10 protein-coding genes are annotated in these 15,673 nt (G+C 66.1%); 6 read left to right on the top strand and 4 right to left on the bottom strand.

Going from position 1 to position 15,673, the window contains the following annotated elements; all coding sequences use genetic code 11:
* Nucleotides 1–154 precede the first annotated feature (154 nt).
* The 6 genes from K7W03_RS00660 to K7W03_RS00635 all read left to right on the top strand — a co-directional run bounded on the left by K7W03_RS00660 (nt 155) and on the right by K7W03_RS00635 (nt 10,550).
* Nucleotides 155–1,819 (top strand): carboxylesterase/lipase family protein, encoded by a 1,665-nt coding sequence (locus tag K7W03_RS00660; protein ID WP_222885228.1) that lies wholly within the window; start codon nt 155–157, stop codon nt 1,817–1,819.
* A 22-nt stretch (nt 1,820–1,841) separates the two neighbouring features.
* The gene (locus K7W03_RS00655; RefSeq protein ID WP_222885227.1) at nt 1,842–2,834 is read left to right on the top strand and encodes a glycoside hydrolase family 43 protein; all 993 of its coding nucleotides are present in this window, start codon (nt 1,842–1,844) and stop codon (nt 2,832–2,834) included.
* 291 nt (nt 2,835–3,125) lie between these two features.
* Nucleotides 3,126–4,745 (top strand): glycoside hydrolase family 43 protein, encoded by a 1,620-nt coding sequence (locus K7W03_RS00650; protein WP_222885246.1) that lies wholly within the window; start codon nt 3,126–3,128, stop codon nt 4,743–4,745.
* An 11-nt stretch (nt 4,746–4,756) separates the two neighbouring features.
* Nucleotides 4,757–6,316: a glycoside hydrolase 43 family protein gene (locus K7W03_RS00645; protein WP_222885226.1), complete on the top strand. Its 1,560-nt coding sequence runs from the start codon at nt 4,757–4,759 to the stop codon at nt 6,314–6,316.
* The gene (locus tag K7W03_RS00640) at nt 6,313–8,646 is read left to right on the top strand and encodes a glycosyl hydrolase family 95 catalytic domain-containing protein (RefSeq protein WP_222885225.1); all 2,334 of its coding nucleotides are present in this window, start codon (nt 6,313–6,315) and stop codon (nt 8,644–8,646) included. Before K7W03_RS00645 ends, K7W03_RS00640 begins: the two co-directional genes overlap by 4 nt.
* Nucleotides 8,643–10,550 carry an NPCBM/NEW2 domain-containing protein gene (locus K7W03_RS00635; RefSeq protein WP_222885224.1) on the top strand — a complete coding sequence of 636 codons (1,908 nt, stop codon included), beginning with the start codon at nt 8,643–8,645 and terminating at the stop codon, nt 10,548–10,550. The genes K7W03_RS00640 and K7W03_RS00635 overlap by 4 nt, the downstream gene beginning before the upstream one ends.
* Nucleotides 10,551–10,565: 15 nt before the next feature.
* Here K7W03_RS00635 and K7W03_RS00630 read toward each other — a convergent pair whose 3' ends face one another.
* The 4 genes from K7W03_RS00630 to K7W03_RS00615 all read right to left on the bottom strand — a co-directional run bounded on the left by K7W03_RS00630 (nt 10,566) and on the right by K7W03_RS00615 (nt 15,530).
* Nucleotides 10,566–12,527 carry a sialate O-acetylesterase gene (locus tag K7W03_RS00630; RefSeq protein ID WP_222885223.1) on the bottom strand — a complete coding sequence of 654 codons (1,962 nt, stop codon included), beginning with the start codon at nt 12,525–12,527 and terminating at the stop codon, nt 10,566–10,568.
* A gap of 113 nt (nt 12,528–12,640) precedes the next feature.
* Nucleotides 12,641–13,702 carry an alpha/beta hydrolase gene (locus K7W03_RS00625; protein WP_226869592.1) on the bottom strand — a complete coding sequence of 354 codons (1,062 nt, stop codon included), beginning with the start codon at nt 13,700–13,702 and terminating at the stop codon, nt 12,641–12,643.
* A gap of 62 nt (nt 13,703–13,764) precedes the next feature.
* Complete coding sequence (locus tag K7W03_RS00620) at nt 13,765–14,784, bottom strand: cupin-like domain-containing protein (protein ID WP_222885222.1); 1,020 nt, start codon at nt 14,782–14,784, stop codon at nt 13,765–13,767.
* 2 nt (nt 14,785–14,786) lie between these two features.
* A complete protein-coding gene (locus tag K7W03_RS00615) occupies nt 14,787–15,530 on the bottom strand; it encodes a SapC family protein (protein WP_226869585.1) in 744 nt (247 codons plus the stop codon).
* Between the last annotated feature and the right edge of the window lie 143 nt (nt 15,531–15,673).

The following is a 15,673-nucleotide window of genomic DNA, read 5'->3' as shown; positions in this document are numbered from 1 at the left end:
GCCCGGCGAGAGGCGTTCGCCGGGTCATCCCCCGGCGGGCGACGGCGCATAAAATATTTGTGTGAGTTATTGACCAGCCCTCTGGATCGTATAGGATTTTAGCGCCGGTCGATCAGCAGGACACCGGCCTCATAATCGACAAAGGGGATGCTGGATGACCGAGCGGGCCATGCTTTTCGATCGACGTCAGGCGCTGTTGGCGTCGTCCCTGGGCAGCGCGGCGGCGCTGCTGGGTGGCGAAGCAGCGGCCGCTCCGCGCTCGACCGCCATTTCGGGCGGTGCGGGAACCTGCACCACGCCGCGCAACGCCATTGCGAGGACGCGCTATGGCCCGGTGCGCGGCTATGTCGCCGGGGACGTCTTCACCTTCAAGGGCATACCCTATGGCGACGATACGGGGGGAGAGAACCGCTGGCTTCCCGCCAGGCCCCCCAAGCCCTGGGCCGATCCCTATCCCGCGCTCGCCTATGGGGCGAACTGCCCGCAGACGCTGCACAGTTTTCGCGCGAAGGAACACACCTTCCTCCAGCAATGGACCGACGGCTTCCTTGGCGAGGACATGCTGAAGCTCAACATCTGGACGCCCTCGCTATCGGGCAATCGCCCCGTCATGGTCTATTTCCACGGCGGCGGCTTCGCCTTCGGCTCCTCCTACGAACTCGCCTCTCACGACGGCGCGCAGATGGCGCGGCATCATGACGTGGTGCAGGTGTCGATCAACCACCGCCTCAACGTGCTGGGCTTTCTGGACCTGACCGAGGTGGGCGGCGCGCCCTATGAGGAATCGGTCAATGTCAGCATGACCGACTGCATCGCGGCGCTACGCTGGGTGCAGGAAAATATCGCGGCCTTCGGCGGCAATCCCGACCGGATCATGATCTATGGCCAGTCGGGCGGCGCATCCAAGGTGACGACGCTGATGGGCATGCCGTCGGGCAAGGGTCTCATCCATCGCGCGGCGGCGCAATCGGGCGGCGGCGGCAATATTCCGGCGCTGGAACAATCGCGCGATTTCTCGCGCCGGGTCGTCAAGGAACTGGGTATCGGCGCGCGGGACATCGGCGCGCTGCAAAGGATGGACTGGGCGACGCTTTTCGCCGCGGGCAACAAGGTGGCCGAGCAGGTCAACGGCCCGCGCGGGGTGGGCGGCCCCTCCACCACTCCGCGCGTGGGCTGGAATCCGACAATGGACGGCCGGGTCATCACGGTGCGGTCCTTCTTCGACGTGGCGCCCGATGTTTCCCGCGACGTGCCGATGCTGATCGGCAACACCAGCGAAGAGGGAATGCGGTTCGGCCAGAATCCCGGCGAGGCGGAATGGCGCGCCGACCTCAGCCAACGCTATGGCGCACGGAAGGCGGACGCGCTTATCGCCCAGATGAAGCGGGACCACCCCGAAAAGGCGATCCGCACCCTCTCCTACGGCGTGGACTCCCTGGGCTACCGCAATCGCATCCAGACCATGGTTGGCCTGCGCGACAAGCAGCCGGGCGCCGCGCCGATGTACCAATATCTCTTCCAGTGGCAGTCGCCCCAGCTGGACGGAGTCGCTGGCGCATGGCACACCGCCGACCTTGCCTTCGTGTTCGACAATACAGCGCTGTGCGATCAGGGCACCGGCAATACGCCCGAAGCGCGGAAGCTGGCCCGCACCATGGCGAGGGCCTGGGCCAATTTCGCCCGCACCGGCAATCCCAGCCAGCCGGGGCTGAACTGGACGCCGACCGACGCCACGCGGTGCGCGACCATGGTCTTCGACAATCAATGCCGCATGGTCGACGATCCGCAGGGCGCGGCGCGCCGCATCATCCTGAGCTGAACATCAAGAGGACTGTCCATCCATGCGCCGGTCGCTGCTTCCCTTCCTCACCCTTGCCGCCATTGCCGCGCCTGCCCTGTCGCAGGACGCGGCGCCGGGGTCCAATCCCATCATCCGCGACAAGTTCACCGCCGATCCCGCGCCGATGGTCGATGGCGACCGCCTCTACCTCTATGTCGGCCATGACGAGGCGCAGCGGGACGAGATGTTCAACATGAAGGAATGGCTGGTCTATTCCACCACGGACATGCGGCACTGGACCGATCATGGCCCGATCATGAAGGTGTCCGACTTCAAATGGGCGAAGAAGGATGCATGGGCGTCGCAGACCATCCGAAAGAACGGCCGCTACTGGTTCTACGCCGCGGTCGAGCATGACAACACGCATCCGGGCAAGGCGATCGCCGTCGCCGTTTCGGACAGGCCGACCGGCCCGTTCGTCGATGCGAAGGGCTCCGCGCTGATCACCAACCAGATGACGCCAAAGGGCACTCACAGTTGGGAAGACATCGATCCCACAGTCTTCACGGACGACGATGGCACGAGCTGGATCGCCTGGGGCAATCGTCAGGCCTATATCGCGAAGTTGAAGTCCAACATGATCGAGCTGGACGGACCCATCAGGGAGATCACTCCGCCCCATTTCGAGGAAGGCCCCTGGCTGCACAAGCGCGGCAGATTCTATTATCTGACCTATGCCTCCCTCGACAGGGCGACGCATCGGGACGAGCGCATATCCTATGCGACCGCAACGTCCCTCGACGGCCCCTGGACCTATCGCGGCGAACTCACCGGCTCTGGCAAGTACAGCTTCACCATCCATCCGGGCATCGCCGAATTTAAGGGCGACTGGTATATTTTCCTGCACAACGCCACGCTTGCGATCGGCGATCTGAACGGCGCCATCGGCCGGCGGGCCGTCACCGTCGAGCGGCTGGAATATAATCCTGACGGCACCCTGAAACCGGTGGTGCAGACCGAGGCCGGAGTAACGGCGCGCCCTGCGCGGAACTGAGCATCCCGCTCGACACATATGATTGGTAGCGCTATCACTAAGCGAGCCGCACGGGATGGTCGGCACTTCCAGGAGAGATTGATCGTGACGCACCGGACCTTAGGGCCAATCGACATTCAGATGATGACGAGCCGAAAATGGTGGTTTTCCGTGACCCGCCGCGCAGCATACTCGAGGTATGTGAGCACCGGAAGCACGGAAAAGCGTCATTTGCAGGCCGTCAGGGCTGAATGTCGATTGGCTCTAGGCCTTTTACCCCTTCCTTCTGCGCTGCTGTCCTTTTCCCTGCTCATGCTGGGCGCCGCCACCGCCGAGGCGGCGCCCGCGCGGTTCGATCGCTTTGCCTATGAAGGAAAGTCGATCGAGAAGATCGCGGTCAAGCCGGGTGAATATCGCAATCCGATCCTCACCGGCTATTATCCCGATCCATCGGTCATGCGCGTGGGGGACGACTATTATCTCGTCAACTCCTCCTTCGCCCATTATCCGGGCCTGCCGATCTTCAGGTCGAAAGACCTCGTCAACTGGACGCAGATCGGCAATGCGATCGACCGGCCGGAACAGCTCGACTTCAACGGTCGCCGCATTTCGCAGGCCGTATTCGCGCCGGCCATCAGCTGGCACGAGGGCACTTTCTACATCGTCAACACCTGCGTCGAATGCAGGGGCAATTTCATCATCACGGCGAAGGACCCCGCCGGCCCCTGGTCAAACCCCATATGGCTGCCGTTCGAAGGGATCGACCCCTCCATCTACTGGGAGGGGGACAAGGCCTATATCGTCAACAACCGCGCGCCCAACGAACCGCCCCGCTATGACGGGCACCGCGCCATCTGGATTCAGGAATATGACTGGCGCGCCGGCAAGATGGTCGGGGAAAGCACGCAACTCATCAACGGCGGCGTCGACATCAGCAAAAAGCCGGTCTGGATCGAAGGGCCGCATATCTTCAGGAAGGACGGCTATTATTATCTGACCGCGGCCGAAGGCGGCACCAGCGTCAACCATTCGCAGGTCGTGTTCCGTTCGAAGGATCTGCGCGGCCCCTACACGCCCTATGAGGGGAACCCGATCCTCACCCAGCGCGATCTTGACCCCGCGCGGTCGAACTTCATCGGATCGGCCGGTCACGCCCAACTGGTGGAGACGCAGAGGGGCGACTGGTGGGCGACCTTCCTCGCCGTGCGCCCCTATGATGGCGACGACCATTACAATATCGGCCGCGAAACCTTCCTGCTGCCGGTGACATGGAAGGACGGCTGGCCGATCATCCTGCCGCGCGGTCAGGCGATCCCCCATGCGGCGAAGCGCCCCGACCTTCCGCCGCAGCCCAGGCCGGCGATCCCGACGAGCGGCGACTTTTCCTATGTCGAGGATTTCAACGGCACGCGCCTGCCCATGCAGTGGATCGGCATTCGCACCCCGCACAAGCCCTTCTACCGGATCAGGGACGGCGCGCTGGAACTGGAGAGCGGGGCGGCCATCGGGGACCTGAACGGCGTCCCTGCCTTCATCGGGCGGCGGCAGCAGCATGCCAATGCCACCTTCTCCACCACGCTGCGCTACACGCCGGTCAAGGACGGCGACCGCGCCGGGCTGGCCGCCGTGCAGAGCGACCGCAGCAACCTCTTCTTCGGCCTGACCCGCATCGCCGACCAGCCCGTCGTCGCGCTCTACACCCGCGATGCGGCCGACGCCGACACGCTGGTCGCCTCTGCCCCCGTCGCCACGAACGGACCCGTGACCCTGACCATGCGCGTGACCGGCGGGACGATGGCGTTCGATTATGGCGCCGGCGGCAAGACCCGGACGCTGAAGCAGGGGGTGGACGCCACGCTGCTCAGCACCCGGAAGGCCGGGGGCTTCGTGGGCACGGTTGTCGGCCCCTATCACTACACGCCCGCCCCATGAGGAAGCGCGCCATGCTCCGCCCCGTCGCCGTCGCGCTGGCCGCCAGCCTCTCCCTTGCCGCGCCCGCGCAGGTCTGGCGCGCCGATCAGGGCGACGGCACATATCGCAATCCCGTCCTCTTCGCCGACTATCCCGATCCCGACATCATCCGCGTTGGCGAGGATTTCTATTTCGTCTCCACGACCTTCGCAAACTCCCCCGGCGTCACCATCCTTCACTCGAAGGATCTGGTGAACTGGCGGATCGTCAGCCATGTGGTCGACCGGCTCGATGGCGACCCGCGCTATGACCTGAGGGACGGCGGCGACTATCGCCATGGTTTCTATGCCGCCAGCCTGCGCCGCCACAATGGCATGTTCTATCTGGCGGTCACGCCGGTCGGGCACAGGACCCGCATCTATCGATCGGCGACGATCGAAGGTCCGTGGACGTATCGGGAGATCGACCGCGAAGCCTTCGACCCCGCGCTGTTCATCGATGCCGACGGAACGGCCTATCTCGGTACCTCGATCGGCAGCGACGGCACGGTGACGCTGTTGACGCTCAACAAGGATTTGAGCGCCGTCACCGCCGCGAAGGTCACCTATTACAACAAGGGCGCGGAAGGATCGAAGATCATCCGCCACAATGGCTGGTACTATTTGTTCAATGCCATTCCCGGCAAGCTGGCGATGACCGTCTCCCGCTCGCGCAGCCTGTGGGGACCGTGGGAAACCAAGCCATCGATCGACGACAGGACCGGCGGTCATCAGGGCGCGATCGTGGATATGCCCGACGGGAGCTGGTACGGCTTCGTCATGGTGGATGCCGGCGCGATCGGGCGCATGACCAACATCAGCCCGATCTTCTGGAAGGACGACTGGCCCTGGTGGGGCACGCCCGACAGGCCCGATCACGTTCCCGAACGATCGCCCAAGCCGATCAAGGGCCATGCCTTTGCCGAACCGCCCGCCTCGGACGATTTCTCCGCATCGAAGCTCGGGCTGCAATGGCAGTGGAATCATAATCCTGACGACAGCAAGTGGTCGCTAACGCAGCGCCCCGGCTTCCTCCGCCTCCACGCCACGCAGGCCGACGGCATCTGGACCGCGCGCAACACGCTGACGCAGAAGGCGCAGGGGCCAAGGATGCGCGCCGTGACGAAGCTCGACACGACGGGCATCAGGCCGGGCGACATTTGCGGCCTTGGCAGCTTCGGCAAATATAGCGCCCAACTCTCGGTTATCGGCGGCGCAGGGGGTGCGAAGGCGCTGCGCATGATGCTGACCGAAAGCACCATGGACGGGCCGAAGACAGAGGTGCGCGTCCCGTCCCTGTCCATTGCCGGCCGCACGCTCTGGCTGCGCACCGACATGGATTTCGACGCGAAGCTGGGCCGTGTCGCCTACAGCCTCGACAACCGGAAATGGGCGGAGGTGGGCGGCAGCTTCCCGCTCGCCTTCGACTGGCGCACCGGCACCTTCCAGGGGCAGCAGATCGCGCTTTCCTGCTATAATCCCGCGCCGGCCGGCGGCTATCTCGATGTCGACAGCTTCACCCTCATGCCGCTTCCGCAGGGCGTGCGTCCATGAGCCTCAGCCGTCGTGAAACCATGATGGCGATGGCCGCCGGCACCGCCGCGCTCGCCGCTGCCCGGCCGGCAGACGCCGCACCCGCAGCGCCGCATCCGCTGACGCTCTGGTATCGGCAGCCCGCCGCGACGTGGACGGAAGCGCTCCCGATCGGGAACGGACGCCTTGGCGCGATGGTGTTCGGCGGGGTGGCGCGGGAAAGGCTGCAACTCAACGAAGGCACGCTCTGGGCCGGCCAGCCCTATGATCCGGTCAATCCGGAGGCGAAGGCGAACCTGCCCCAGGTGCGCGAACTCATTTTCGCGGGCAGGATCGCGGAGGCCGAAGCGCTGGCCAACAAGACGCTGATGGCAAAGCCGCTGGCGCAAATGCCCTATCAGACGCTGGGCGACCTGATCCTCGATTTTCCGGACGTCGGGCAGGCGGCCGCCTATCACCGCGAACTCGATCTGGACAGCGCGATGGCGACCACCCGCTTCACCGCCGGCGCCGCCGCCCATGTCCGTCAGGTGGTCGCCTCCCCCGCCGACAATCTGATTGCCGTCCGCCTCTCCTCGACCGGCAGGCTCGACGTCGACATTTCCCTCCGCTCCTCCCAGAGCGGCGTTCAGGTCGCTGCGGACGGCGCCACCGGCCTGCTGCTCACCGGCCGCAACGGCGCGTCCAAGGGGATGGAGGGCAAGCTCCGCTTCGCCGCCCGCCTGACCGCCCGCGTGGAGGGCGGCAGCGCCGCCCACGGCGCAGACGGCCGCCTCAGCATCCGGGGCGCGAAGTCGGTCACTCTGTTCCTGACCATGGCGACCAGCTTCAGGCGGTTCGACGATGTCGGCGGCGATCCCGTCGCCGGCACCGCCGCGACGCTTGGCCGTGCGCAAGACCGCTCCTTCGCGACCATCGCCGCGGATGCCGCCGCCGCGCACCGGCGGCTGTTCCGCCGCGTCAGCCTGGACCTTGGCACGTCGCCGGCCGCCCAGCTTCCGACCGACCGGCGCATCGCCGCATCGCAGACCAGCGACGATCCCGCGCTCGCCGCGCTCTATTTCCACTATGCCCGCTACCTGCTGATCTGTTCGTCGCGCCCCGGCGGTCAGCCCGCAAACCTGCAGGGGCTCTGGAACGACAGCCTCAATCCTCCCTGGGGCTCCAAATATACGATCAACATCAATACCGAGATGAATTACTGGCCAGCCGAGCCGGTCGCGCTCGGCGAATGTGTCGAGCCGCTGGTGGAGATGGTGCGCGAACTCGCCGTCACGGGCGCGCGCACCGCCCGGACCATGTATGGCGCGCGCGGCTGGGTGGCGCATCACAATACGGACCTCTGGCGCGCCACCGCGCCGATCGACGGTGCGCAGTTCGGCCTGTGGCCGACCGGCGGGGCGTGGCTCTGCGTCCATTTGTGGGATCATTATGACTATGGCCGCGATCGCGCCTATCTTGCGTCCATCTACCCGCTGCTGACGGGCGCGGCGCGCTTCTTCCTCGACACGCTCCAGCGCGATCCGGCGACCGGCTTCCTCGTCACCAATCCGTCGATGAGCCCCGAAAACCCGCACGGCCACGGCGGCACCGTCTGCGCCGGGCCGACGATGGACATGGCGATCCTGCGCGACCTCTTCTCCCGGACGATGGAGGCCGCGAAGATCCTCGGCCAGGACGCCGCCCTTGTCAGCGAAATGCAGGCCGCGCACGACGGGCTCGCCCCCTACAGGATCGGGCGGCAGGGCCAGCTCCAGGAGTGGCAGCAGGATTGGGACGCCGACGCGCCCGAACAGAATCACCGCCACGTCTCTCATCTTTACGGCCTGCACCCCTCGCGCCAGATCACGCCGGACGGCACCCCCGCGCTCGCCGCCGCCGCGCGCCGCACGCTGGAAATCCGCGGCGACCGTGCGACCGGCTGGGCGACCGCCTGGCGCATCAACCTCTGGGCGCGCCTGCGCGAGGGCGATCATGCGCATGAGATATTGCGCTTCCTGCTGGGGCCGGAGCGCACCTATCCCAATATGTTCGACGCCCACCCGCCATTCCAGATCGATGGCAATTTCGGCGGCGCGGCTGGGATCGTCGAAATGCTGATGGGCAGCCATGGCGACGTCATCGACCTGCTGCCCGCGCTGCCCGCGGCCTGGCCCGCCGGCGGCGTCACCGGCCTGCGGGCGCGGGGCCGCTGCGGCATCGATCTCCACTGGCGCGATGGGCGGCTGGACCGGGCCATCATGCGCCCCGAACTCAGCGGGCATCGCACCATCCGCCTCGGGACGAAGAGCCGCCCCCTCACCTTCAAGGCCGGCCTGCCGGTCACATTGACGCTCAAGGATTTTGCATGACCCTGCGCCGTTTCCTCCTGCCGACCGTGGCGCTGTGCGCCGGCACCGCGCTTTCCGCGCAGTCGCCGGTGCAGACCGCTGACCCGCTCGCCCCCACCGGCCGCTGGTCCGCCTATCGGGCGGGCAGCGCGCAGGTGCCGCCCATGGGCTGGAACAGCTGGAACGCCTTCTTCACCCATGTGGACGAGGAAAAGCTGATGGGCTCGGCTGAACGTATCCGCGACACCGGCCTCGCGCAGAAGGGCTATCGTTACATCAACATCGACGATGGCTGGTGGATCAGGCGCCGGGTGAGCGACGGCAAGCTGATGATCCGCACCGACAAATTCCCCTCCGCGCGGGTCAAGGGCGATCCCAGCTTCCGCCCGCTGACCGACAGGCTGCACGCCATGGGGTTCAAGGCCGGCATCTATTCCGACCTCGGCCGCAATATCTGCTCGCAAGCCTATGCCGATGGCAGCGAGCAGCTTCCCGAGGGCAGCGTCGCAGAACGCGAAGTCGGCCTTTACGGCCATACCGACCAGGATATCCGCCTCTTCTTCGCCGACTGGGGCTTCGACGCGATCAAGGTCGACGGCTGCGGCATCCGCGCCTACGCCGCCGACGCCGAGCGGGTGAAGAGCGGGCAATATCGCGCCCTGGCGCCGCTGATCGACCAGCACAGCATCAGCCGGTCGAACATCCCGGCGGTCAAGGCGCTGTTCGCCGACATCAACCAGTCGCTCGCCCGATATAATCCCGATGGCGACTATATGCTCTCGCTCTGCATCTGGGGCAGCGCCAATGTCCGGAGCTGGGGCAAGGATGTCGGCAACATCTCGCGCACCAGCGACGACATTTCGCCGGACTGGGGACGAATGCTCACCAATTACGACAGCGCCGCCCGCCGTGCCCTATACGCGCATCCGGGAAGCTGGAACGATCCCGACATGCTCTTCATCGGCAAGGGCGATTTCGACGCGAACCACCTGATCGAGGCGAAGTCGCATTTCTCGCTATGGGCGATGATGAACGCGCCGCTGCTGATCGGCGCGGACCTGCGCGTCACGCCGCAGCCGCTGATCGACATTTTCGGCAATGCCAACATCATCGCGCTCAACCAGGACCCGGCCGGCAATCAGGCGGTCATGGCTTTCGACGCGGACGGCTTCCAGATTCTCGTCAAGACGCTGGCCAACGGGGACAAGGCGGTCGCGCTCTTCAATCGCGGCCTTGCGCCGGTGGACGCGATCCTGACCGCCGATCACCTGAAGTTCCGCGCCGACCACCCGATCGCGCTCGCCAATCTCTGGACGGGGGAGAAGAGCAGCTTCACGCATGACATGAAGCTGCGCGTCGCTCCCCGCGAAACGGTCGTGTTCCGCGCAAGGGGCGACCGGACGCTGGCCGGCGGCCTCTACCTGTCCGAACAGCCCGGCATGGTGAATCCGGCGGCGGACGGCGTGGTGCAGCCCGAACCCGATCCCACCATCTATCGCTCGATCCCCAACTGGCGCGGCACGCGCGGGATCGGGGAGCGGCCGATGTATGCCGGCTGGGGCGGCGCGATGGCGGACTTCACCCCCTATAACCAGCCGCTCGTCATCGCGGGCAGAACCTATGGCTCGGGCATAGGCATTTTGGCCAACAGCCGGCTTGAAGTGCGCAACGCCGGCTTCGCCCGCTTTGCGGCGCAGGTCGGCGTGGACGACAGCGCGCTCGACGGGGATCAGGCGGTGCGCTTCTTCCTCTATGGCGACGGCAAGCCGCTCGCCAGCACGCCGCCGATGCGCCGGGGCGCGCCGGCCCAGGCGATCGCCGCGGATGTGAAGGGGATCAAGCTGCTGGAACTGGTCGCCCGCGCCGACGGCGCGAAGGGCAATGCCGTTCCGGTGAGCTGGGGGGATGCAGCATTGCTGCGCTGATCCCCCCTCCATCCGTTACCGCGTGATCGGCAGCTCGAACGATCCGACCGGCAGCGGCGCTTCGTCATAAAGGTTGATGACCGGCGATTCCGCCCAGGCATAGCGCACGCGCGTCGCCGGCAGGCCGTCGCCCGCCAGCACGATGCGCGTGCCTTCCACCCGGCCGGGTACGAAACGGCAGCTTCCGGCCGCTGCTCCGCACAGTTCGAAGCCGATGGCCTGACTGGCGCTGCGCATATGCAGCCCGCCGGTCAGCCCGGTGAACTCGACCGCCGCGCCGCCGTCCGTCGTCGCCACCGCCCGCGCCGCCTGCGGGCCGGTGCGCGACACCGGATCGCCATAGGCGACGGCGCGCATCGCCCGTGCCAGGCGGCGGCCGACCTCCTGCTTTTCGCCCGGATGGATGTCGAACGGGTCGCCCAGGTCGATGGCCGTGGCGAGGCCGCCATGCGCATCCCGCGCCATCGCCTGATATTGCACCTGGCGCATCGCCGCCCAGCCGCTTTCCCCCGGCTGCGTCACCGGCGCGCCGTAAGCGGCAAGCTGGACCGCGACGAAAGCGAGGTCGGGCGAACCGAACTGCCGCCGCCAATCCTCCATCATCGCCTTCATGCGGTCGGCATAGCCGGGCAGGTCGACGTCCGATTCGCCCTGATACCAGGCGACGCCTTTCAACCCTATCGACCCCAGCGGCGCGATCATGCCGTTGTAGAGCGTGCCCGAACCGGTCGTGTCGCCCCACGGCACGCGCGGCGCGCCCGCCGGCGACCTGGCCGGCACCGCATAGCGCCAGCCGTCGCCCAGCGGCAGGTCCCCGCCCTGCCCCTGCCCAAGCCCCAGTTTCATGACGTCCGCCGGGCCGGACAAGCCGCCATTGGCATAGTTGTCCTGCACATTGACGATCAGCACATTGCGTCCCGGCTTCAGCACGCCGGGGGGCACGTCGAACATGCTCGGCTGCCAGCTTCGGGCGCTCATCGCCACCGGCTTGCCATTGATCCACAGCCGGCCGACATCGTCCAGCAGTCCGAGGGAGAGGGTGGCCGCCTGCTTCGCCTGCGCCGCCGTCAGTTCGATCTCCCTGCGGAACCAGACCATGCCATTATAGTCGGCCAGCGCGGGAACGCCCCATTGTTCCCAAGGGCCTATGCTGGGCACGTCCTGCCATGCGATGCTGCTGTCCGGCTGCCAGGGTTCCTTGCCGGCGGCATCCCCGGTTTCCTTGCGCCACCATTTTTCCCATTCGGCGCTGGCCGCCCGCTCCGCCGCAAAGGGATCGCGCCCATGCAGCGATACGAGCGCCGATTGCGCCGCCTGTCCGACCGCCGCCTGCGCCCGCGCGCCCATCCACGGGCTGATCCGCGATCCGCCCCAACTGCTGGCGATGGCGCCGATCGGCACGCCGGCCGTCTTCCGCAATTCCCGCGCCATATAATAGCAGGCGGCTGAGAAATCGGCCACGCTGTCCGGTCCGGCCGGGCGCCAGGACGGCGCCTGCCGGAAGTCGCGCAACGGATCGTCCGCCACAGCGCGCGGCACCAGCATCAGGCGCAATCGGTCATCGGCCGAAGCGCGGATCTGGCCCACCGCATCCTGCGCATTGCGGACCTCCAGCTCCATGTTCGACTGGCCCGAACAGAGGAAGACGTCGCCCACCGCCACATCCTGCGCGACCGCGCTGCCCGAGGGAGCGCGGGCCTCCAGCGTCACCGGTCCTGCGGTGACGAGCGGGCCGAACTGCACCGCGAAACGGCCTTCGCCGTCGGCGCGGACCTGCCGGACCTCACCCGCCAGCGTGACCGAGACGGCTTCGCCGGGATCGGCCCTGCCCGTCACCGTCACCGGATGATCGCGCTGGATGACGGCATGATCGCCGAACATGGGGTCGAAGCGCGGCGCGGCCAACGCCGGAGCCGCGCTCAGCGCGACCAGACTGACGGTCAAACCCAAGTGCCAGATGATGTTGCGGGAAAACATAGGCCGTTCGCTCCTCCCTGTCCTGTCGGCCCTGTCCCGGGCCGTCACGCGCAGGGATAATCCATTTTCCTCCGGCGGCAACCGGATTTGTTATCGCTACCACTGAAAGGCGCCTATTTCGCCGTTCCGAAATCGAGATGGCTGGCGAAGAACGGGATCAGCTTGTCCTGAAAACGCCATGCGACCCGGTTCGTATGATCGCCGTCGTAGATTTCGAAGCTGTTGGCGATGCCATAGCGGTCGAGTGCTTCGTGAAGCGCCCGTGCGTCGTCCTTCAGCCCGTCCTTGTCGCCCACATCGATGGCAATCGCCCTGTAGCGGCGCAGATTGCCGATATATTGGTCGACGAAGGCCAGGGGCGCATTGGCCGCCCAGCGGGCGAGAACCTGCGGCTGCACCTGGCCGTCCTTGACCGGCAGGTCCAGATAGAGCGGCGGGTTCCCGGGATTGGGGGACCAGGCCGCGGCGGTCGCAAGCTGCGCCCTGAGGAGGAAAGGCAAGGCAGCCGAATCGGCAGGAGTCTTCACCGCCTCCAGCGCCTTCAACGCTGCCGCGTCCATCTGCCCGGCGCTGCGCGGGGACAGGCAACAGGGGCTCATCATGTAAAGGGCGCCGAACATGTCGGCATGTTTCATGCCGATGCGGCTGGTGCCGTAACCGCCCATGCTGTGTCCAGCAAGGCCGCGACTTTCGCGGCGGGGGATGGTGCGGTAATGGGTGTCGATATAGTGGACCAGATCACGCGCTATGAAGGTTTCGAAGTCTCCCGTCGTCATTGATCCCGAATACATCGACCCATTATGGACAGTCTTCGAATCGGGCAGCACCAGGATCATCTCCCGCGAGCCCTTCGCAAAGGCATTCTGCACAGTCGTCGGGACATGGATTTCCTTCGTCCATTGTTCCGCCCCGATGGAATAACCGTGCAGCGCATAGATGACGGGATAGCGCCGGCCCAATTCGCGGCCATAGCTGGGCGGCAACAGGACCAGGACGTCGCGGTCGGCCGCCTCCCCCTCCAGATTGCCTTCGATGGACGGCGCATGCACCTTGATCCGCTCCACGGTCACGGCCTTCGCGCCTGCCACCGCCGGCGGTCCGCCCGTCGCCACCTGCGTCCCGCCGGGCGCGGCGCTCATCGCCAATGCCGATCCGACCATCGCGGCCATGATCATCTTCTTCACATCATCCCCTTTCCATCGCATGTCATTTGTCTTCAAGCTCCTGTCTTCCAGGCTCAGGCGCCCCGCAGCATCCGCATGACCAATGTCCGGATACGGCCATAATTGCCCTTCGCCAGCGGCCCCAGGACGCCATGCCGCTCCTCCGGCAGATGCGCCAGCGGATGGCCGTTCGGCCGGAAGACGTAATGATCGAAATAGGCGCGCCACGCGGCGCGCTCACGCTCGGGCCGCTCGGCCAGGGCGATCATCGCCAGCAGCATCGCCGCATAGGGCGAATCGGGGCCCGCCGCGAACCCGTCCCACCAATAATTCACGAGGATGTTGACGTCGTCGAGCGCCTCTACCTGATGCCACCAGAGCTTGGGCAGATAGAGCGCGTCGCCCGGAGCGAGATCGACGACGAGGGCCCTTGCCCGCGCGGCCGCGAAACGGGGATAGGTCGCCGCTCCATCGGGTGCGCCCGCCGCCATGGAAACGGGCTGGCCGGACAGGGTATGGTCCACCGGTCCGACATAAAGATCCCCGATGGCGTCCGGCGGATAAAGGGTGAAGCGCCGCCGTCCCGCCACCACGCAGGCGAGATTGTCGTAACTGTCATAATGACAGGCGACCGTCGACCGGTTGCCGATCCAGAGGCGCGGATGAACGCCAGCGCCCACCAAATTGCAGGGATTCTCCTCTGCGAAACCGGGAAAATGGGAATCGGCGGGCAGCGATCCCAGATAGGCGGTTTCGCTCCCGCTTTCGGCATTGGCGGCGATCCGGCCCAGCGCATCGCCGATACTGGCCGTTTCCCGCGTGAAGTTGAAGCCGCCGGGGCCGTCGCCATAATGATAACGTCCGCCAAGCTCGGCGCCCGCGGTAAAATATTCGGCGCTCGAACTGGCGGCGAATCGGGCGACATAGTGCAGCGCCGCCGTCCCGCCCTGCCCGCCAGCCGCCACTGCCGGCCAGTTGTTGAACCGCCCGCGGATCACCGCGGGTCGGCACAGGGCAGCGAATGCGCGCAGATCGTCAGCCGCCGTCATATCGGCCGCCGCGAACGCCTCGATCACGGGGCTGGCGTCGCCCATGTTCAGGCCGGCACCGCCAGCCGTTCATTGCGGCGGCGCGCCATCAGCGCGATGTGCCGGAGCGAGCCGATCATGGCATAGGCGCTTTGCAGATGCCCCGCCCGGAACAGCTTGAGCACCGTCGCATCGTCCAGATCGCCAAGCGTATCCAGACTGATCGTGTAAAGCCCGTCGAGTCGCAGCCTTTCCCCATCATCGAAGTTGAGAGAGATGTCGATCGGCTCGATCAGGCGATGGGCCAGCATCTCCGCGATGAAGGCGTCGGTATCCGCGGCCCCTGCCATCAGGCGGCCCAAGGCATTCTGCACGGCCTTCAGCGATGCCGTCGGCGCGCCCTGCGCATCGAACAGCGATTCGCCCTCCCGCCCGGCAAAACGGTCATGAGCGGGATCGAAGGCGATGCTCTCCCCCAGAGCGAAGAAGCCCTCGCGATCTGCCTCCAGCGGCCGGAAGGCCGGTCGGCGGTCGGGCGAATCGATCAGGCATTCCCCTCTTTTGAAGCCCATCAGCGCCCCGGCATAGAAAGCGCCCGTCTCCGCATGTTTGGAAAACAACAGGGGACAGGCAGCAGCCGCAGCCGCAAATTCGCCGACCACGATGCGGACGAAGGGATCGCGTCCCTCGTTCGCGGGCCGCATCCGCAAGGTTGCGTGCAGTTCGCTGTTCAGCAGTTCCACCTCTTCCATATCCTCTCCCACCTTGTTGACGGCCGCTCGGCTTGCCGCTTCGGCCGGCTTTTTCCCCATGCGGAGGCTGCATCCTGGCGGATAATGATTACGCCTACAATTCCGCTTGATCGCGCGTTTAGATAGCGCTACCATTTTCAGCAGAAAAAAAGAAGACCTGGGTGAGGATGATCAAATCCGCTTAGAAAAGCGGAACAAATCAC

It is taken from the genome of Sphingobium sp. PNB, from assembly GCF_019873065.1.
GTDB lineage: Bacteria > Pseudomonadota > Alphaproteobacteria > Sphingomonadales > Sphingomonadaceae > Sphingobium > Sphingobium fuliginis.
This window is presented reverse-complemented; position numbering and strand designations above follow the sequence as displayed.